The organism is Phytohabitans houttuyneae, from assembly GCF_011764425.1.
In the GTDB taxonomy this organism is placed as follows: Bacteria; Actinomycetota; Actinomycetes; order Mycobacteriales; family Micromonosporaceae; genus Phytohabitans; species Phytohabitans houttuyneae.
Map to the genome: position 1 here is coordinate 1,308,967 of NZ_BLPF01000001.1, position 17,990 is coordinate 1,326,956.

General features: G+C 71.6%; 15 protein-coding genes and 1 pseudogene. 1 reads left to right on the forward strand and 15 read right to left on the reverse strand.

All coding sequences use genetic code 11. The features are described from left to right. Window position 1: 1 nt before the first annotated feature. From Phou_RS06090 to Phou_RS06150, 15 genes and pseudogenes are all read right to left on the reverse strand, one after another. Window positions 2–610, reverse strand: coding sequence for a PilN family protein (locus tag Phou_RS06090; protein WP_173054301.1), 609 nt, complete (start codon window positions 608–610; stop codon window positions 2–4). A 147-nt stretch (window positions 611–757) separates the two neighbouring features. Then, complete coding sequence (locus Phou_RS06095; protein WP_308784480.1) at window positions 758–4,672, reverse strand: OmpL47-type beta-barrel domain-containing protein; 3,915 nt, start codon at window positions 4,670–4,672, stop codon at window positions 758–760. After that, window positions 4,585–6,456, reverse strand: a complete 1,872-nt coding sequence (locus tag Phou_RS56020) for a ThuA domain-containing protein (RefSeq protein ID WP_308784411.1) — start codon at window positions 6,454–6,456, stop codon at window positions 4,585–4,587. The genes Phou_RS06095 and Phou_RS56020 overlap by 88 nt, the downstream gene beginning before the upstream one ends. Window positions 6,457–6,838: 382 nt before the next feature. Continuing rightward, window positions 6,839–7,468, reverse strand: coding sequence for a serine hydrolase domain-containing protein (locus tag Phou_RS06100; protein WP_173054303.1), 630 nt, complete (start codon window positions 7,466–7,468; stop codon window positions 6,839–6,841). Then, a complete protein-coding gene (locus Phou_RS06105) occupies window positions 7,465–7,605 on the reverse strand; it encodes a hypothetical protein (RefSeq protein WP_173054305.1) in 141 nt (46 codons plus the stop codon). Before Phou_RS06105 ends, Phou_RS06100 begins: the two co-directional genes overlap by 4 nt. A gap of 3 nt (window positions 7,606–7,608) precedes the next feature. Then, window positions 7,609–8,027, reverse strand: a pseudogene (locus Phou_RS06110) (serine hydrolase); the annotation flags it as partial. A 226-nt stretch (window positions 8,028–8,253) separates the two neighbouring features. Further along, the gene (locus tag Phou_RS06115; protein WP_173054309.1) at window positions 8,254–9,201 is read right to left on the reverse strand and encodes a carbohydrate ABC transporter permease; all 948 of its coding nucleotides are present in this window, start codon (window positions 9,199–9,201) and stop codon (window positions 8,254–8,256) included. Continuing rightward, entirely contained in the window at window positions 9,198–10,139 is a 942-nt protein-coding gene (locus Phou_RS06120) for a carbohydrate ABC transporter permease (RefSeq protein ID WP_246273299.1), read from the reverse strand. The genes Phou_RS06115 and Phou_RS06120 overlap by 4 nt, the downstream gene beginning before the upstream one ends. A gap of 76 nt (window positions 10,140–10,215) precedes the next feature. Beyond that, the gene (locus tag Phou_RS06125) at window positions 10,216–11,481 is read right to left on the reverse strand and encodes an ABC transporter substrate-binding protein (RefSeq protein WP_218578799.1); all 1,266 of its coding nucleotides are present in this window, start codon (window positions 11,479–11,481) and stop codon (window positions 10,216–10,218) included. 213 nt (window positions 11,482–11,694) lie between these two features. Beyond that, window positions 11,695–12,294 (reverse strand): TetR/AcrR family transcriptional regulator, encoded by a 600-nt coding sequence (locus Phou_RS06130; protein WP_173054311.1) that lies wholly within the window; start codon window positions 12,292–12,294, stop codon window positions 11,695–11,697. Window positions 12,295–12,301: 7 nt separating this feature from the next. Continuing rightward, entirely contained in the window at window positions 12,302–13,087 is a 786-nt protein-coding gene (locus tag Phou_RS06135) for a fatty acid desaturase (RefSeq protein WP_173054313.1), read from the reverse strand. Beyond that, the gene (locus Phou_RS50940) at window positions 13,084–13,860 is read right to left on the reverse strand and encodes a phytoene desaturase family protein (RefSeq protein ID WP_218578800.1); all 777 of its coding nucleotides are present in this window, start codon (window positions 13,858–13,860) and stop codon (window positions 13,084–13,086) included. Before Phou_RS50940 ends, Phou_RS06135 begins: the two co-directional genes overlap by 4 nt. A gap of 16 nt (window positions 13,861–13,876) precedes the next feature. After that, on the reverse strand, window positions 13,877–14,563 hold the full coding sequence (locus Phou_RS50945) for a phytoene desaturase family protein (RefSeq protein ID WP_218578801.1): 687 nt from the start codon (window positions 14,561–14,563) through the stop codon (window positions 13,877–13,879). A 50-nt stretch (window positions 14,564–14,613) separates the two neighbouring features. Continuing rightward, the gene (locus Phou_RS06145; RefSeq protein WP_173054315.1) at window positions 14,614–15,705 is read right to left on the reverse strand and encodes a glycosyltransferase; all 1,092 of its coding nucleotides are present in this window, start codon (window positions 15,703–15,705) and stop codon (window positions 14,614–14,616) included. A gap of 19 nt (window positions 15,706–15,724) precedes the next feature. Next, window positions 15,725–16,714: a glutamate ABC transporter substrate-binding protein gene (locus Phou_RS06150; protein WP_173054317.1), complete on the reverse strand. Its 990-nt coding sequence runs from the start codon at window positions 16,712–16,714 to the stop codon at window positions 15,725–15,727. Window positions 16,715–16,772: 58 nt separating this feature from the next. Between Phou_RS06150 and Phou_RS54315 the strand changes: the two genes are divergently transcribed. Next, the gene (locus Phou_RS54315) at window positions 16,773–17,969 is read left to right on the forward strand and encodes a LysE family translocator (RefSeq protein WP_281365003.1); all 1,197 of its coding nucleotides are present in this window, start codon (window positions 16,773–16,775) and stop codon (window positions 17,967–17,969) included. Window positions 17,970–17,990: the final 21 nt, after the last annotated feature.

The following is a 17,990-nucleotide window of genomic DNA, read 5'->3' on the forward strand; positions in this document are numbered from 1 at the left end:
TTCACTTTCCTTCCGGTGCGCCGTCGGCGGTCAGCGCCCCCTGCCCCGGCGCCGCCGGCAGGAAGACGTGGGCGTGGCCGTTGCCGGAGTCGACGTTCAGCACGTCCAGCTGGGTGGCCGCCGTGGACCAGGTGGCGACCGCGATGTCGCGCTGGCGCCCGGCGAGTTCGAACAGCGCGGCCCGGCCGGCCGCCGGCTGGGCCAGGGCCGCCGCGTACGTGTCCACGGCGGCATCCAGGGAGCGGACCGCCGCCGCGAGGCCGGACCGGGCGATGTTGACGCCGGTACCGCCGGACGGCGGGTTGGCGAAGTCTTCGACCGCCTTGCCGGTGACCGTCTGCCAACCGGCCACATCGGACTGACTGGCCGCGGGGCCGGCGGCCTTGCCCGGCGGTACCGCCGCTGCCAAGCCGTCGAGGACCGGTACCAGCGTCTGCTGTACCTGCCGCGCCTTGGCGGTCAGCTCGACGATCTGCGCGGAGTCCCGCTTGGCCTCCTCGGCCTGCAGCGCCGCGACGCGGTCGTCGGTGGACTGGGAGGTGGAGTCGCCGGCCGCGAAGGCGCCGATCGGGCCGGCGAGCAGCGCGCCGACCGCGAACGCGATCAGCACGGGGGCGATCCGGCGAGCGGGCGACGAGGCCGGCTGGACAGCGCGCGCTGATGGCCGTACCCGAGTCTTGTTGCTCATCGCGGATCGCCTCTTCCGAAGGTGGGGCCGTGGGGCCGGCAGCGAGGCCGGCCCCACGGCGGGTTGCGGTTAGAGCGTGCCGCCTTCCGGCACCCTTGTCGCGTCACCCTCGACGCGACCGGTACCGGCCAGCGACTTGTTCTCGTTGGCCTTCTTGCCGGCCGCCGACGCCTGGCCGCCCAACCGGACGATCATGGCGTTGGCGTCGCGGACCAGCACGCTGCGCACGTCCGCGTCGGTGACCAGCGCCGGATCCGACGCCAACGCGATGAACGCCTGCAGCTGCTGCACCGCGCGCTTGTCGTTGCCGGTCGCCTCGGACACCCGCGCCGCCTCCAGCTTGTTGGACAGCTGGCGGTGCGCCTTGGTGGACAGCTGGCTGGTCGCCTTGAACCGGTCGATCAGGCCCTGCATGTCGCGGAACGAGGTGGTGACGAAGAACCGCACGTTCGCCGTCGTCTCGTTGCCCGCCTTGTCGGTGGCCGTCACGACGAGCTCGTGCAGTCCGAGCGTCAGGTCGTACATGACCTGCAGCGTCCCGGACTGGTACGGCTTGCCGTCCAGCTTGCCCACCACCGACTGGATGCCGGAGGTCGGGTCGACCGCCTGGAACGTGACCCGCACGTCCTGGCTGTCGCCGTAGAGCTGGCCGTCGGCGAGACCCGAGACGAGGACCGTCGGCTTGTCACCGTCGATCCGCAGCACCGCCGACTTGAGCGTCTCGGCGTTGCCGGCCTTGTCCGTCGAGCGGTACAGCAGCTCGTGCTCGCCGTTGCCGGACACGTCCACCGGCTGGGTGTACGGCGTCCACAGGCCACCGTCGAGCGACCACTCCACCTTGTCGACGCCGGAGCCCGCGTCGGTCGAGGTCAGCGTCACCGGGATGACCCCGGCGTGCCAGCCACCGTCCGACGGCGGTGCGAACGTCGCCGTGGTCACCGGCGCGGTCGTGTCGATCTTCACCGTGGCCGTCTTGGTCGCCTCCACGTTGCCGGCCTCGTCGACCGAGCGGAAGCGGACCTCGTGCGTCCCGTCACCGGTCACCGCGATCGGCTCCGTGTACGCGGTCCAGGTCGTGGCACCGTCGAGCTGGTACTCGGTGCGGGCCACCCCGCTGCCGCCCTCGTTGTCCGTGGCGGCCAGCGCGACCGTCGCGGGGCCGGTGTACCAGCCCCCGACCGCCGTGCCGGACACCGTGGCCACCGTCACCGGCGCCGTCTCGTCTTCCTCTTCCTGCTCGGTGGTGAGCCGGAAGTAGTCGAACGAGACGGTCTTGCTGGCGGTCTGGTTGCCGCTCAGCGAGAACACGCCGACCTTGGGCTCCGCGCCCATCGCCGCGTTGGTCAGCGACTCGAGCGCGGTCCAGGTCTGCCCGTCCGCCGAGTACGAGGCGGTGTAGACGTCGCCGACCTTGGCCAGCCGCAGGTACCACACGGCTGTCGTCAGGCCGGTCGCGCCGGGCTGCGGGTTCTGGATCGTGCCGGCGATCTCGCTGCGAAGCTCGATCCGCCGCGACACCGCCGAACCGGGCGAGTTGTCCACGACGAAGTCGAACTTCAGGTAGTTGTCGTCGTCGCCGTACACGATCAGGCCGCCCTGCTGGTACTGCTCGTTCAGCAGGCTGCCGTCCACCTTCGTCTCCATGGTCCAGTCGCCGGACGGGGCGTTCTGGAGGATGAAGTTCGTCGGCCCGGAGTTCGGTGTGGTGTAGATGTCACCGTTCGGGACGTCGATGTACAGCTGACCGTTCTGCACCCGGTACGCGGCCGGGTCCTCACGGAGGATCGCGTCCCAGCGGCACTTGTCCAGGCTGGTGCCGTCGAACTCGTCGGACGGCGTGACGTCACCCGCCGGCTCGTCCGGCGAGATCTGGAACCAGTCGAACGTCGCGTCGACAACCGGTGCGGTGCCGCCACCCTGGAGGGCGAACAGGCCCACCTTCGGGTTGGTGATGCCGGCCAGGTCGGCCGCCCGGCCCACCGGCGTGAAGGTCTGGCCGTCGGCGGACATCGCCGCGGTCAGGTTGGTGCCGTCACTCGTCAGGCGCAGGTAGATCGTGTCCGAACCGGCCGGTGCGGCGGCGCTGTCGGCACCCTCGTTGCGGGGTGTGCCGGCCGTCTCCCGGATGAACTCGACCCGCCGGCTGCCCGAGTAGAGCACGTCGAGCTTGGCGTAGTTCTGGTCGTCGCCGTACACGATCAGGCCGGCCTGCTGGTAGTTGACCGCCGCCGCGAGCGACACCTTCGTGGTGGCCTGCCAGGCACCGCTCGGCGCCGGCTGGAGCACCAGATTCTCCGCGGTGTTGGTACCGCCGTAGAGGTCACCCACCGAGGTGGGCAGGACCAGCGACCCACCCTGCACCGAGTAGAGCTGGTTCTCACGGACCACGGTGGACCAACGGGTCCTGTCCAGGGTCGTGCCGAGGAAGTCGTCCGAGCGCGCCCCGAAGCAGGACGTGTTCGGCGCCGCCACCTTGATGGAGGCGGTCCCGTACGCCTTGGCGCCCCGGCTGTCGGTCACCGTCAGCGTGGCGGTGAACGTACCCGGCGCGTTGTACGTGTGAGTGGCGTTCAGCGTGTTCGCCGTGCCGCCGTCGCCGAAGTCCCACGCGTAGGTCAGCGGCGTGTCGCCCTCGGTGTCCGTGGCGGTACCGGTGAACTCGACGACGAGTGGCAGGGTGCCCGTGGTCGGGGTCGCCGACACGCTCACCACCGGCGGCGCGTTGTCCGTCACGCCCTTGCCGAGGAAGTCGACCCAGTTCACGTTGAACAGGCCGCCGCCGCCCATGTCGCCCGGGTTGTTGCGGGCCACGAAGTACAGCGGTCCGGTCGTGGTGTTCGGCGCCGGGAGGTTCACGGACACGTCCGTGTACGTCTGCCACGCCCCGGTCGTCGGCACTGTGGCGGTGAGCAGCAGCGGGCCGTCGACCGAGCCGGTGCGCACCTGGATCGTGCCGCCGTTGCCGCCGGAGGCGACCCGGAAGCGCAGGGTGTCGATGCCGGTGAGGTTGGTGGGGTCGAACGTCCACCAGTCGCCGTCCTCGATGAACCCGATGTTCTGGAAGCCGCCCGCGGTGTCGGTGGTGGCCTCCCGCACCACACCGGGGTCGCCGGTGCCCAGGCCGTCCGGCGCCTTGCCGGTCTCCGCGAAGTACTCGGCCTGCTTGCGCTTGGGCTGCAACTGCTCGATCGCCCGTCCGGTCAGCGCGTTGGAGCCGCCGGCACCGCCCTCGTCCGTGTACGAGGCCTCGAAGACAGCGAACACGTTCGCATCGGCGCCGTGGCCGGAGGCCAGCGACGTCTGCACGCTGCCCTCACAGCCGGTGTACGACTGCAGCGGGTGGGCGTGCTCGTCGTGCCCGAGGAAGTACTGCAGCGTCACCTTCGAGCAGTCGATCGTGCCGTCCTCGGGGTCGGTCACCTTGACCGTGTACTTGACCTGGTCGCCCCAGTCGAAGAAGCCGCCCTGCGGCGGGAACTCGATGGTCACGGTCGGCGCGGTGTTGCCGACGGTGATCGGCACGTTCGCGACGGCCGTGCGGCCCTTGGGGTTGGTCACGGTCAGCTGCGCGGTGTAGTTGCCGGCCGCCGTGTACTGGTGGGACGGGTTCTGCTGGTCCGAGGTGCCGCCGTCGCCGAACGTCCACGCGTACGTGAGCGCGCCGCCGTCCGGGTCACGCGAACCCTCGCTGGAGAACTGCACGGTCAGCGGTGGCTGGCCACTCGTCGGCTCGGCCGAGGCGACCGCGATCGGGGCCCGGTCGGCCGCGATGTAGTCGATCCGGTAGACGCCGGAGTTGTCGTTGTTGCCACCGAAGCCGGTGCCCCACTCGATCATGTAGAGCGCGCCGTCCGGGCCGAACTCGAAGTCCATCGGCCGCAGGAACGTCATGCCGGTCAGCAGCTGGTTGATGTCCACAAGGGACTTGCCGTCGTCGTCGAGCTGGAACGTGTACATCTTGTTCTGGTTCCACTCGCCGAACATCGCCTTGCCGTCGAAGTACGCCGGCCACTTGCGGTCCGAGGCGAGCGCCGCGTCGTACCGGTACACCGGGCCGCCCATCGGCGCGCCGCCGCCCCGATCTCGGGGAAGAGCGGGTTGCCGCTGTAGTCGTAGTCGACGGTGGCGGAGATCGCCGGCGGCAGGTTGGTCAGGCCGGTGTTGTTCGGCGAGTTGTTGACCGGCGCCGCGCAGTTGAACTTCGCGCCGCTCGGGCCGGACGGGAACGTGTAGTCGTTGTACGCGTAGTTCGCGCCGTGGCAGTACGGCCAGCCGTAGTTGCCGGGCGTGACCACGTTCCACTCCACCGTGCCCTCAGGCCCCCGGTCGGGGTTGGCAGCGCCGGCGTCGGGGCCGTAGTCGGCCACGTACAGCGTGTCGGTCTGCTTGTCGATGCCGATCCGGAACGGGTTCCGGAAGCCCATCGCGAAGATCTCCGGCCGGGTCTGCGCGGTGCCCTGCGGGAAGAGGTTGCCCGTCGGGATCGTGTACGTCCCGTCGTCCTCCGGGTGGATCCGGATCACCTTGCCGCGCAGGTCGTTCGTGTTGCCCGACGTGCGCTGCGCGTCGTAGTCCTGGCGGCCGGCCCGCTCGTCGATCGGGGTGAAGGAGTTGGACTCGAACGGGTTGGTGTTGTCACCCGTGGCCAGGTAGAGGTTGCCGGCGCTGTCGAAGACCATGCTGCCGCCCGCGTGGCAGCAGGTGTTGCGCTGGGTGGTCACCTCGATGACGACCTTCTCGGTGTTCAACGCGATCGAGTCGCCCGACACCGTGAAGCGGGCCACCCGGTTGCGGGCGATCCCGTCGTTGGGTGCGTAGTAGAGGTACACCCAGCCGTTTGTGGCGAAGTCCGGGTCGAGCCGGATGCCGATGAGACCGTCCTCGTTGCCGGTGAAGACGTCGAGGTCGACGGCGGTGACCGTGGTGCCGGTGTCCGGCTTCACGATCTGCACCCGGCCGTCGCGCTCGATGTAGAAGACCCGGCCGTCCGGCGCGATGTCCAGCTCCATCGGGTTCTGGGTGTTGCTGTCCAGCGTCACCTTCTCGAAGCTGCTGGTCTGCGAGGCAGCGCAGTCGGCGTCGACCGCGCCGGCCGCCGTCTGGATGCCGCCGAGCAGGTGCGCCAGGAAGTTGGCCTCCGAGTACGACTCGATGGTGTGGCCGCTGCCCGTGTACCAGGAGCGCCCGCCGTCGTAGTCGTGGCACCACGCGGTCGGGTGGTCGGCACCCATGGCGCCCGAGCCGGGCGTGTAGGTGCGCTCGTCCAGGCTGGCCAGCACGTGCACGTCGGCGCGCGGGTTGGTCTGGAAGTTGTACCACTCGTCGAAGCGGCTCCACTTGGCCGGCAGGTGCGCCGTGGAGGGGTGCGCCGGGTCCTCGACCTTGATGGTCGCGGTCTGGTTGGCCGGGTGCGCGGAGAAGTACGCGCCGACCAGGTCCCCGTACCAGGCCCACTGGTACTCGGTGTCGGAGGCGGCGTGGATGCCGGCGTAGCCGCCACCAGCGCGGATGTACCGCTCGAACGCGGCCTGCTGGTCGGCGTTGAGGACGTCGCCGGTGGTCGAGAGCCAGACCACCGCCGCGTACTTGTCGAGGTTGGCGTCGGTGAACGCGCCGGCGTCCTCGGTCGCGTCGACCGTGAAGCCGTTGTCTGCGCCGAGCTGCTCGATCGCGGCGATGCCCGCGGGGATCGAGTCGTGGCGGAAGCCCGCGGTCTTGGAGAAGACCAGGACGGAGAACGGCTCGGCCGCGGCGGCTTGCTGCGCCACTGGTGCGGCCTGGACCGGTGCCGGCCCCGCGACCAGCGCGGACGCGCCGGCGAGGAGGGTACTTGCGGCGAGAAACAAAGTGCGTCTGACAGCGCCGCGTATACCGCGGCGTCGGCGAACTGCTGGCACGAAGGAGCTCCTTCGCTGGATGGGAACAGCGGGAAGACTCGCATCGGCTCGCCGAAGATCCGGTGCGCGTGGGGGGGTAGGTACGGCACCGACCCGCCGAGGTCGCCGCCGTGATTTGTTATCTGACTGAACGAATTCAAGCCAAGGAGAACCTTCGATGGCAAGTCACGTTCAGGTAACACAGCCCGGCCGTTCGGACGAATCGCTCGTCGTCACGGCCGGGCTGTCCCCTGATTCACGCCTCGGGTCGGGTTCAGCAGAGCAGTTCGGCGACCGCCTCGTCGGCCCGGTGGTAGATGGCGAGCGCCTCCTCGTCACCGGCAACTCGCGTGTGGATGGCCAGCACGACCGCGCGCCTTCCGTCGCTGGTCACGCCGTTGACGGTGCTGGTGCCGGGCACGTCGCCGCCGTGGCTCCAGTAGCCGCCGCAGGAGGTGGGCGACCACATCACGCCGAGGCCGTACCGGGCGCCGGGGAAGGCGTCCTGGAACGTCACGGCCAGCACCGTGCGGCGCATCTCGGCCATCTGTGCCGGCCGGAGCAGGCGTCCGGCCTGCAGCGCCTGCCAGAAGCGCACCAGGTCGGTCGGCGTCGTGACGAGGTCGCCGGCGGTCCAGCCCCAGCTCAGGTTGAGCAGGGTGGTGTCCAGCAGCGGGCCGCCCGGCTCGAACTGCTGGTACGCCTTCGCGTGCGGCCGGGGCAGCGTGGGCACGTCACCCGGCGAGTAGGTGCGGGTCAGGCCGAGCGGCCGGGTGATCCGCTCGCGGACGACCGCCGTCCACGGCTTGCCGGTGATCTTCTCGACGACCATGCCGGCCAGGACGTAGTTCGTGTTCGAGTAGTCCCAGCTCGTGCCCGGTGCGAAGACGGGCTCGTGCTTCATCGCGACCGCCACGAGCTCCTCCGGGTCGAGGTGCGCGAAGCGGTGCTCCAGGTACCCTCGGGCGAGGCAAGCCCCGGCAGGTCGCTTGTGTAGTTGTAGATGCCGCTGGTGTGCTGCAGCAGCTGCCGCACGGTCACCCGCCGCCCGTCGTTGCCGTTGCCCGCGACGACGCCGGGCAGCCACCGCTCCACAGTGTCCTCCAGCGACAGCCGCCCCTCCCCACGAGCTGGAGCACGACCACCGCGGCGAACGTCTTCGTGTTGCTGCCCATCCGGAAATATCCGTCTTCGGGCACGGGCGCGCCGGTGCGGATGTCGGCAACACCGGAGCGCACCGTGCTCGTGCGGCGCCCGTCGGCGGCGATCCCCTGCACGCCGGTGATACCGAGCGCGAGAAGGTCATCGGCCGCGACCTGCAACAGCCGCCGATCGCCACCCGCCGGCACCGCCCCCGCGGCGGCGCCGGAGACGGGCGCGACGACCAGGGTCACGGCCAGCGCCGCCCCGACCACCGCCCGACCTAGCTGGAAACGCATACTTCCCCCTTCGTCGGGCCACATGTCCTATGTGCACCCTACGAAGCTGGTCTATGGCTGAACATCCGTGTTCGCCCCGACAACCACCCCTACGGGACGCCACTCCCCGCCGCGGTGGTGGGAGGCTCTCAAGCTGGGCGCAGCAATGCGCCCTGCGCCCGGGTTTGGCGCGACCGCGGCCGCGCGCCCGCACGCACGCCCAGGCCACCGCCCAACCGGCAAGGGCCGGCCCGAACGGCCGGGTCAGCCGTCAGTTGTCGCGCAGGGTGCCGGCCAGCACGCCGCGCAGGAAGAACCGCCCCAGCAGCAGGTAGATGGCGAGCGTGGGCAGGCTGGCCAGCAGCGCGCCGGCCATCGCCTGGCCGAAGGGGATCGACTGGCCGCCGGCGACGTTGTTGAGCGCGACCGTGATCGGCCAGGACTCGCGGGTGGTCATCATGGCGCCGAACATGAAGTCGTTCCAGGACGCGGTGAACTGCCAGATGATCGACACGGCGAACGCCGGGCGGGCCAGCGGTACCGCCACGTCCAGGAAGGTCTGCAGCACGCCGGCGCCGTCCAGGCGGGCTGACTCCATCAGGGAGTCGGGGAGGCCGACGAAGTAGTTCCGGAAGATGAGCGTGGTGATCGGCAGGCCGTAGATGATGTGGATCAGCGTGAGGCCGGCCAGGCCGCCGGTGCGGTCGGCGCCGCCGCGCAGGCCGAGGTCGGTCATGGTCTGCGCGAGCGGGATGACGATGGCCTGGTACGGCACGAAGATGCCGAAGAGGATCAGCGGGAAGACAACGTTGGCATAGCGGAAGCGGACCTTGGCGAGCACGAAGCCGTTGGCGCAGCCGAGCAGCGAGGAGAGCAGGCTGGCCGGGATCGACAGGCTCAGGCTGTTGCGGAAGCTGTTGGAGAGCTTGGGCCACACGTCGGTGAAGTTGTCCAGCGAAAAGCTGCTCGGCAGCGCGAAGATGCCGGTGACCGTCACGTCGCCCGGGTCCTTGAACGCGGTGACCAGCAGCACGTACACGGGCATGAGGAAGAACGCGACGAGCAGCCACAGCCCCACGTACCGCAGGGCCGTCAGCCAACTCGAGGTGCGCCGCGACTTGAGAGCCGCTCCCGGCGGCGTGGGCGCGGGCTGGTGCACCGGCCGCGGGATCGCCGTCCGCGCGGGTGCCGGTATGCCGGCGGTGCCACGTACCGTCATCGCCGCTCCGTCCGCAGCCAGTACCGGATGTACGGCCCGATGATCAGCGCGACGCCGATCAGCAGCACCGTCGCGATCGTCGCGCCCCGGTCGTAGAAGCCGCCGTCGAACGTGGTGAACCACATGTACAGCGACGGGGTGTCGATCTTCAGGTTGCCCTGGTCGAGCGCGTAGATGAGGTCGAACGTCTTCAGCGAGATGTGGATCAGGATGAGCACCGCGCTGAACGTGACGGGGCGCAGCGCCGGCCGCATCACGTACCAGAGCACCTGCCACTCGCTCGCGCCGTCGATCCGCGCCGACTCGCGGAACGTGTTCGGTATCGCCCGCATGCCGGCGAGGAAGAGCGCCATCACGTACCCGGAAAGCGCCCAGCCGGCGGGGAGCGCGACCGCCGCGATCGCCCACGACGAGTCGGACTTGTGCCAGTCGCTGCGCAGGAATCCCAGGCCCAGGTCGGCGAAGAGCTTGTTGAGGCCGGCGGTGTCGGCGCCCGAGCCGTTGTCCAGCAGCCACCGCCACACGATCGCGGTGGCGATGAACGAGATGGCCATCGGGAAGAGGAACACCCCGCGGTAGAAGGCCTCGCCCCGCGCGCCCTTCTCCAGCAGCAGCGCCATGAGGAAGCCGAGCGCGAGCGCGCCGACCACGAACACCGTCGTGAAGACGAGTATGTTGCGGGCGTCGGTGCGCCAGCGAGCGTCGTTCCACAGTGCGGTGTAGTTGTCGAGCCACACGAAGTCGTAGACCGGCCTGAGCCCCTGCCAGCTGGTGAACGAGACCCGCACGTTCCAGCCGATGAAGCCGTAGATGAAGACGCCGACGAGGATCAGCGACGGCGACATGAGGCCGAGCCCGGCCAGCCAGCCCGGCACCCGCCGCATCCGCGCGGAACGGCGCACCGGCTCCGGCGGCTGGTGCAGCCAGTCCCCCTCCACGCCGGCCTGCGCGTGGCGGGGGCGGTGCGCCGGCGTCGTACCGATCAGCTCGAGACCGTGCGGCCCTCAGCCGGGCTCACCGGGTTGCCTCATAGGTGCGGTCCAAGGTCACGGCCAGCCCGTTCAGGTCGCTGTTCTGGTTGAAGAGGCCGAGGGCCGAGTCGATCTCGGCGTTGTAGGCGTTGTTGGCGACGACGCCGTGGGCGAGCGAGCCGACGATCCGGGTGCGCGGGTTGCGCCACTGCCCCAGCGCCCACCCGAGGTACCCGTTGTAGAGCTTGGCGTCCGCGTCGACCCGCGCGGGGATCGAGCCCTTCTTGGGGTTGAAGAGGTTCTGCCCTTCGGTGGAGCCGCACTCGACGAGCCACTTCTCGGCCATCTCGGGGTTGCGGGCGCCGGTGGGCAGCGTGAACGCGTCGGACAGGAACGAGTAGACGCCGTCGCTGCCGGGCGAGGCGACCGCCGCGTACCCCTGCTGCCACCGCTGCTTCTTGGTGCCCTCCAGGTAGCTGGAGGCCCAGTCGCCCATCACCGCGTACACGGCGGTGCCGGCCACCACGCGGTCGATCTGCGGCTGCCAGTCACCCGACGCGGAGCGCAGGTCGGAGTAGGAGAGCACCTTCTGGTACGTGGCGAGCGCCGCCTCCACCTCCGGCGAGGACCAGCGCAGCGAGCCGGCGAAGAGCTGCTCGTACCGGTCGGCGCCCAGCTCGCCCAGCAGCACGGTCTCGAACAGGTGCTTCTGCGTCCACTGTGGACCGATGGCGAGCGCGGTGCGGCCGGCCTGCTTGATCCGCTCGGCCTGGTCGAGGAACTCGGCCCACGTCTTCGGCGGCCCGCCCAGTCCCAGCTCGTCGAGCGTCGCCGGGCGGTACCACATGAGGTTGGCGCGGTGGATGTTCACCGGCACGGCGTAGATGCGGCCGTCGATCGTGAGGTTGTCGAGCAGGCCCTCGGGCAGCACCTCGCGCCACCCCTCGCGGTCGTACAGCGCGCTCAGGTCCTGCACCTTGCCGGAGCGCACGTCGTCTTCGAGCTCCAGCCCGGCGTGCCGCTGGTACGAGTCGGGCGGGTCGTTGGCGAGCAGGCGGCTGGCGAGGATCGCCTTGGCGTTGGAGCCGGCGCCACCGGAGACGGCCGCGTTGACGAACGTGACGCCCGCGTTTTCGTCCTGGAACGCCTGGACCATCGCGGCCAGGCCCTCTTCCTCGCCGGGCCCGGTCCACCATGAGTAGACCTCGAGCTGGTTGTCACCGCCGCCACCGCCGGCGGCGCACATGGGTATGCCCGCGAGGATGGCGACGAATACCAGCGCCAGGACCCCAATCCGTCCTTGCCACATTCCGCTAAAGCCTCCCTCGCGTGCGGCATAACGTACGCCTCGATCACAGAGGGCGATTCGCCCAGTTGAGGGAGGCCACCCTGACCGGACAGTCACTGTCCGCATCCGCCGTAAAGCTATGGTCGCCTTGCGTAATCAGCCTTGGACAGGGCGTGGATTTGGGAGCGCTCCCGTTCTGGGGCGCTTCCGTTTTGTTACGGTGTCAACGTTGGCTCAGCTTCCGGAAATGTTGCGGAGAGTATCGACCATCGCCGCGGTCCGGGCGGCCGCCTCGAAGACCGCGTCCGGGCGGTGGCGGTCGCCGTCGAGGTGGCTGAGCGTCTCGATCCCCATGTAGTAGGCGACCGCCGCGGTGGCCAGCTCGCGCAGCGGCAGCAGCGACTCGATCGGCGTGCCCGCCACGTACCGGCGCAGCACCGCCGCCGCCAGCTCCTCCCACCGCTCCACCTCGACGAGCGTCTGCGCGGCGAGCTTCGGCGAGCCCTTGGCCCCGGCGACCATCGCCTGCACCGCCGCGATGTGGCCGGTGTCGGCGTCCTCCGCGTAGAGCTCGCGCAGGGTCGCCACGAGGTCGGCGAAGCCACCGACGGCCGAGGTCCGCTCCGTGTAGCGGGCGATGCGCTGCTCGCTCGTGTACCGCATGGTCGCGACGAGCAGGTCCTCCAGGTCGTCGAAGTGGTAGTAGATGACGCCCGGCGCGAAGCCTCCGGTGGTCGCGATCGCCCGTGCGGTGGTGGCGCCGAAGCCCTGCTCGGCCAGGGTCCGTACGGCGGCGCTGAGCACCCGGTCGCGGGTCTGCGTCTTCGGCGGCATGCCCCGATCAGATCACCCGGCGCGGCACCACGCCGGAGCGGGTGAGAAACGGGTCGAGCCGCCGCGAGAGCCGCGCCAGGTGGTGGCTGGGCACCTGCGGGTAGAGGTGGTGCTCCAGGTGGTAGGTCAGCTCCAGGAACACGGCCGGGATCACCCGCCCGCGCAGCGTGCGCGTCTGGTCGAGCGGGTCGTCGCCGTAGTGGCGGTGCGGCAGGTGGACGGTGAGCAGCGGGTACACCCAACTGCCCGCGATCGCCATCAGCACGTACCAGAGGACCGCCGGCGTGGCGGGCCACAGCGCGATGCCGGCGGCGACGGCCGCGAACGGCGCCGCGCCCTCCACCGCGAGCCACCCGCGGTCCCGCGGCGCCCGGCGCCACGCCCACCACCACAGCCGGGCCAGGAAGACCGGTCCGTAGGCGAGCGCGCCGAACGCGCTGAGGTTGGCCGGGTACCCCTCCGGGTCGTCCTCGTGCGGGAACAGGCGGTGGTGCTGCAGGTGGGTGGCGCGGTAGGCGTGGCCACTCTCCAGCAGCACCAGCCCGAGCGCGAACAGCGCCCACTCGCTGCGCCGCGCGCTCAGCCCGATCGCGCGGTGCACCACGTCGTGGGTCACCGTCACGACCGACACGAAGATCCCAAACATGATCACGGGGGTCACCCACCACCAGCCCATCCAGGCCGCGGTCGCGAAGGCCACCATTCCCAGGTACGGGCGGACGAGCGCGAGCCTCCGCTGCCGTGGGCTCGTCGTGAGCAGATCCGCGCCGAGCTCGGCGAGTGAGGGCTTCATGCGACCTTCTCCGCCACGATGCGGCTGCCGAGCACGCACGCGACGGTGCCCAGCCCCGGCCAGGTCGAGTCGCCGACCAGCCAGAAGCCGGGCACCCCGACGTCGTGCGGCACGGCGTGCTGGTTGGCGTTGCGCGTGGTCTGCCGCACCCCGCCGACCGCGCCGCGCGGGCGGAAGGCAAAGCGCTCGTACGCCCGCGGGGTGCCCACCTCGTACACGACGGGCCGCTCCCCCAGCCTCGGGTACGCGCGGCGGGCCAGCGCCACGAGCCGGTCGCCGAGCCACTTGGCGCGCGCGTCGTGCGCGGCGTCGTCGAGCCCTTCCCACGCCGCCAGCTCGGTGTGCGTCGAGAGCATCACCGCCCGGTGTCCCGCGGGTGCGCTGTCCAGGTCACCCGGCGCGGAGACGGAGACGAACATGTTGTTGCCCTCGCCCAGCGGCGCGCCGTAGTCCTCCAGGATCTGGTGGTGGGTGAGCCCCTGGCCGTCCACTTCGGACTCCGGCACGCCGAGGCAGACCACCACCGCCCCGCCGTGCGCGTCGCCGTCGCGCGCCAGATAGGGCGCCAGGCGCCGCCCGACCGCCGGGTGGAGCGCCGCGGTGGTCGCCGCCGGCAGCGCGCTGACGACCCGCCGCGCCGTGACGGTGCCCCGCTGGGTGTGCACGCCGAACGCGCCGGCGGACCCGGTCACCCGGGCGACCCGGTGCGCGGTGCGCAGGTGGCCGCCGAGGCCGCGGTAGTGCGCGACGAGCCGGCGCCAGAACCCGCGCATCCCCCGTGCGCCCGGGTCAGCCCGGCCCCCGGATCGTGATGCCCAGTGCGGCGTTGATGAGCGGCGCGCGGTCGATCGAGCTGTGCACGGTGTCCTCCACCAGCACCGAGAGCAGCGCCACGAGCGGCACGTCGCCGCGCAGCCCGTAGCGGCGCAGCGCACCGCCCATTGTCGCGTTGAGGTGGCGGGCGGCCGGCAGCCCGCGCAGCCCGACGGCGCGCAGGTCGTGCCACGCGTCCGCGGGCGTACGCACCGGGAGGCGCACCCCCGCCCGGCTGGCCCGCCAGAACGTGGCCGCCAGCCCGTCCAGCAACGCCCAGAACCGCAGGTGGCGGTCGCTGTCGCCGAGCACGCGCAGGCGCTCCGCGCGCCACGCCGCGGGGTCGCGGTGCAGGGTGACGGCGCGGTCCGGCAGCCACACCCGGTAACCCGGCAGGGCCTCGCCGGGGACGGCCGCCATGCCGGTCGCGTCGAGCAGCTCGGCGCCCACCCCGCCCGGCTCGAAGTCGACGAGCGTGGTGGCGCCCACGTCGAAGGAGAAGCCACGCCGCCGGTAGTAGCCCGCGCACCCGCCGGCGTGCCCGTGCGCCTCGAACACCACTGTGGACCGCCCCGCCGCCTGCAGCCGCATCGCGGTCGCCATGCCCGCGAGCCCGCCGCCGAGCACGGCCACGTCATAGTCCTGAACATCTGTTCTGAACACATGTTCAGACTAGGGCGTGACGGACCGCCGGTAAAGAGCGCCGTCGCTTCTTAGGCGGCCACCTCGGGTACCAGCTCTGCGGGGTGCGGCAGCGCGGCCATCTCGTCGCGGACCTCGCCCGCCGCGGCCGCGAGCTTGTCATCCGTGACGAGGCGGCGCAGCGCGGCCGCGTCGATCTGGCGGACCTGCACCGCCAGCCCGGCGCCGCGGGCGGCGACAAGCTCGGCGTTGCGGCGGCGGTCTCCCGGGCCGGGCACGACGATCTGCGGCACCCCGGCGGCCAGGGCGGCGAGCAGCGTGCCGGCACCGCCGTGGTGCACGACGCCGGCGCACGTGGACAGCGCCTCGGCGAGCGGCGTCCAGCCGACCGCCCGCACGTTTTCCGGCAGGTCGCGCGTGCCGTCCGGGCGTACCAGCACGACCTCGGCGTCCACACCGGACGCCGCCGCCACCGCGGCGCCGATCAGGTCGCCGCCGCCCGGGCCGGGCACCGTGCTGTGGGTGACGAGGATGCGCGGGCGGCCGCCCGCCGGTGGCTCGCGGAGCAGGTCGGGCAGGTCACCCTCGCCGCCGTACGAGACGAAGCGCATCGGGCGCACCGCGCGCTCGCCGACCAGGCTGGGCGGGGCCACGCTCAGCACGAGGCGGTCGGCCGGCAGCCCGCCCGGGTGCTTGTGCCGCATCGCGGCGGTCGTGACGCGCACCAGCTCGGCCTCGTCGAAGAGCGTGTTGCCGTGCAGCACGGCCGGCACGCCCACCTCGGCCGCCGCGTGCGCGCCGGCGCCGGCCAGCGGCTCGTACACGACGAGGTCGGGCGACCACTCGCGGGCGATCCGCAGCGTGCCGGGCAGCAGCTGGTCGTTGACCGCGCCGAAGAGCAGCGCCACGCCCCGGGTGCCCGCCTTGCCGGCCAGCTCGGCGCGGCCGATGAGCGGGTGGCGCAGCAGCACGCGGCGGGCGATGCGGCTGAAGTCGAAGCCGGGTACCACATCGTCGACCTCGAGTCCCGCGGGCCGCGCGGCGGCCGCGTCGCCGCCGGCCGCCACCCGCACGTCGTGCCCTGCCTCGCGCAGCGCGGCGGCGAGCGGCACCATCGGGAAGAGGTGCCCGATCAGCGGCGCCGATACGAAGAGAATGCGCATCAGGCGACCATAGCCCTGGTCAGGCGCGGTACCTGGCCTCGGGCGGGCCGGCGACCGGGCCCATCGTGCCGGCCAGCCAGCGGTTGTAAATTTCCATCCAGCCGCCGCCGGCGCGGAGGCGGTCGAAGACACCGTTGACGAAGCGGACGAGGTCGGTGGCGCCGCGGGCGAACGCCAGGCCGTGCGGCTCGTCGGAGAAGCGCGGCCCCACGATCTTCGTGGTGGGGTCTTGGGCCGCCAGGCCGGCCAGCACGTTGTCGGTGGTGGAGATGGCGTCGACCTGGCCCTGCTGGAGCAGCACGAGGCAGTCGGTCCAGTCGACGGCAGAGACCGCGACAGGATTCGACGGCGCATCGATGATCGCCTGGATCGACGTGGTGTTGGCCGCCGCGCAGACCCGCTTGCCGCCGAGGTCGCCGATCCCCTTGACCGGTGAGGTCTCCGGCACCAGCACCCGCTGCCCCGAGTCGAGGTAGTTGGTGGAGAACTCGACGAGCTCGCGCCGCCCGCACGTGATGGTCATCGAGTTGGCCACGAGGTCGACCTGCCCGTTGACGGCGGTGAGCCGCTGGGCCTGGGTGACCACCACGTACTGCACGCGCTCCGGGTCGCCGAAGATGGCCTTCGCCACCTCGCGCACCAGGTCGATGTCGAAGCCCTCCAGCCGCCCGGTGACAGGGTTGCGGAAGCCGAACAGGTAGTTGTTTTGGTCGATGCCGGCGATCAGCCGTCCGCGCTGGCGAATTTTGTCCATTGTGGAGCCCGGCGGCATCCGCCCCGGCTCGGGCAGCGCGGCGGGCGGGCGGAGGCTGGCACGCGGGTCACACACGGGCTCGACGGGCACCGCGCTCGGCGCCGCAGCCGGATCGTCGACACCCTGCGGCAGCGGCGCCTCGGCCCGCACCACGCCGTCGGCAGGATCGGGCAGGCCGGGCGAGCAGCCACCGAGCAGCAGCACGGCCATCGCCGCGACCGCGGCCCGCCCCCGCACCCGAAAGCCGCCCCGCATAAGTCCACACCCTAAAGTGCGCGGGCAAGTGGGCCCGGCCTGTGAAACGATCGCCTTCATGCCGATCGACCAGCAGCTGCTAGTGGCCTTCACGGTCACCACACTCGTGGCGATGGTGACCCCCGGCCCCGACATGCTCTTCGTGCTGGGCTGCGGGATGCGCGGCGGCCCCCGCGCCGGCCTGCTAGCCACGGCCGGGGTCGCCACAAGCGAGGCGGTGCACATCGTGGTGGCGGCGATCGGCCTGGCCGCACTCTTCGCCGCGGTTCCGGTCGCCTTCACGGTGGTACGCGTCCTCGGCGCCGCCTACCTCGTCTACCTGGGCGTGCAGATCATCCGCCGCCGCGGCGGCGGCCCCGGCGACATGCCCGTGCTCGGCGGCGGGATGTCCGGCCGCAGGGCCTACCTCAACGGCCTGGTGACCAACCTGCTCAACCCGAAGATGGTGACCTTCACGATCGCGTTCCTGCCCCAGTTCATCGACCCGGCGCTGGGGCAGGTGTGGCTCCAGTTCGCGATCCTGGGCGCCATCCTGGTCACGCTGGAGTTCATAGTGGACGGCACGGTCGGCGTGCTGGCCGGGCGCATCGGCGGCTGGCTACGCCGCCGCCACGCCGCCCGCCGCCGCGTCGACGTAGCGACGGGGGCATTTTCATCGGTCTCGGTGTTCGACTGGCCGTCGACCGCTGACGGCGCCCGGCGTCACTCGCCTGGCCTCGCCCGGCCCGCTCTCCCGGCCCAGCCCCGCCAGCCCGCTCGCCGCCAGGCCCGCGGGCCCCACCCGGTTCAGCCCCGCCCGATCCAGGCCCGCCCGATCCAGGCCCGCCCGATCCAGGCCCGCCCGATCCAGGCCCGCCCGATCCAGGCCCGCCCGATCCAGGCCCGCCAGCCAGGTCGCCCGCCCCGGGCCAGCCTTGGTCGCCCCGCCCGGGCCAGCCTTGGTTGCCCCACCCAGCCCAGCCTTGGTTGCCCCATTAGGCCCGCTCCTTCCGGCCCGCCGGCCACGCCCCACCTGGTCCGCCGCCCTCGCCCGGCCCAGCCTGGTCGCCCGCCAGCCCGGTCGCCCCGCGAGGCCCGCCCGGTTTCAGCGTGGTCGCCCACCAGGCCCGGCCGACTCGCTTTCGTCCGGCCCAGCCCGGTCGCCCCGCCCGACCCGGCCCAGCCCGACCCGGCCAGCCTGACCCAGCCCGGTTGCCCCACCAGGCGCGCCCGACCCCACCTGGCCCGTTGCGGTGATCATGGTTGGCGACGGTGACCATGGTTTGCGCAGCAGAAT

Excerpts from the sequence above, each read along its gene's own strand:
- Phou_RS06095 (WP_308784480.1), bottom strand. The coding sequence starts at position 4,672 with ATGTTCGGCGAGTGGAACCAGAACAAGATGTACACGTTCCAGCTCGAC.
- Phou_RS06100 (WP_173054303.1), bottom strand. The coding sequence starts at position 7,468 with ATGAAGCACGAGCCCGTCTTCGCACCGGGCACGAGCTGGGACTACTCG.
- Phou_RS06115 (WP_173054309.1), bottom strand. The coding sequence starts at position 9,201 with ATGACGGTACGTGGCACCGCCGGCATACCGGCACCCGCGCGGACGGCG.
- Phou_RS06125 (WP_218578799.1), bottom strand. The coding sequence starts at position 11,481 with ATGTGGCAAGGACGGATTGGGGTCCTGGCGCTGGTATTCGTCGCCATC.
- Phou_RS06130 (WP_173054311.1), bottom strand. The coding sequence starts at position 12,294 with ATGCCGCCGAAGACGCAGACCCGCGACCGGGTGCTCAGCGCCGCCGTA.
- Phou_RS06135 (WP_173054313.1), bottom strand. The coding sequence starts at position 13,087 with ATGAAGCCCTCACTCGCCGAGCTCGGCGCGGATCTGCTCACGACGAGC.
- Phou_RS50940 (WP_218578800.1), bottom strand. The coding sequence starts at position 13,860 with ATGCGCGGGTTCTGGCGCCGGCTCGTCGCGCACTACCGCGGCCTCGGC.
- Phou_RS06145 (WP_173054315.1), bottom strand. The coding sequence starts at position 15,705 with ATGCGCATTCTCTTCGTATCGGCGCCGCTGATCGGGCACCTCTTCCCG.
- Phou_RS06150 (WP_173054317.1), bottom strand. The coding sequence starts at position 16,714 with ATGCGGGGCGGCTTTCGGGTGCGGGGGCGGGCCGCGGTCGCGGCGATG.
- Phou_RS54315 (WP_281365003.1), top strand. The coding sequence starts at position 16,773 with ATGCCGATCGACCAGCAGCTGCTAGTGGCCTTCACGGTCACCACACTC.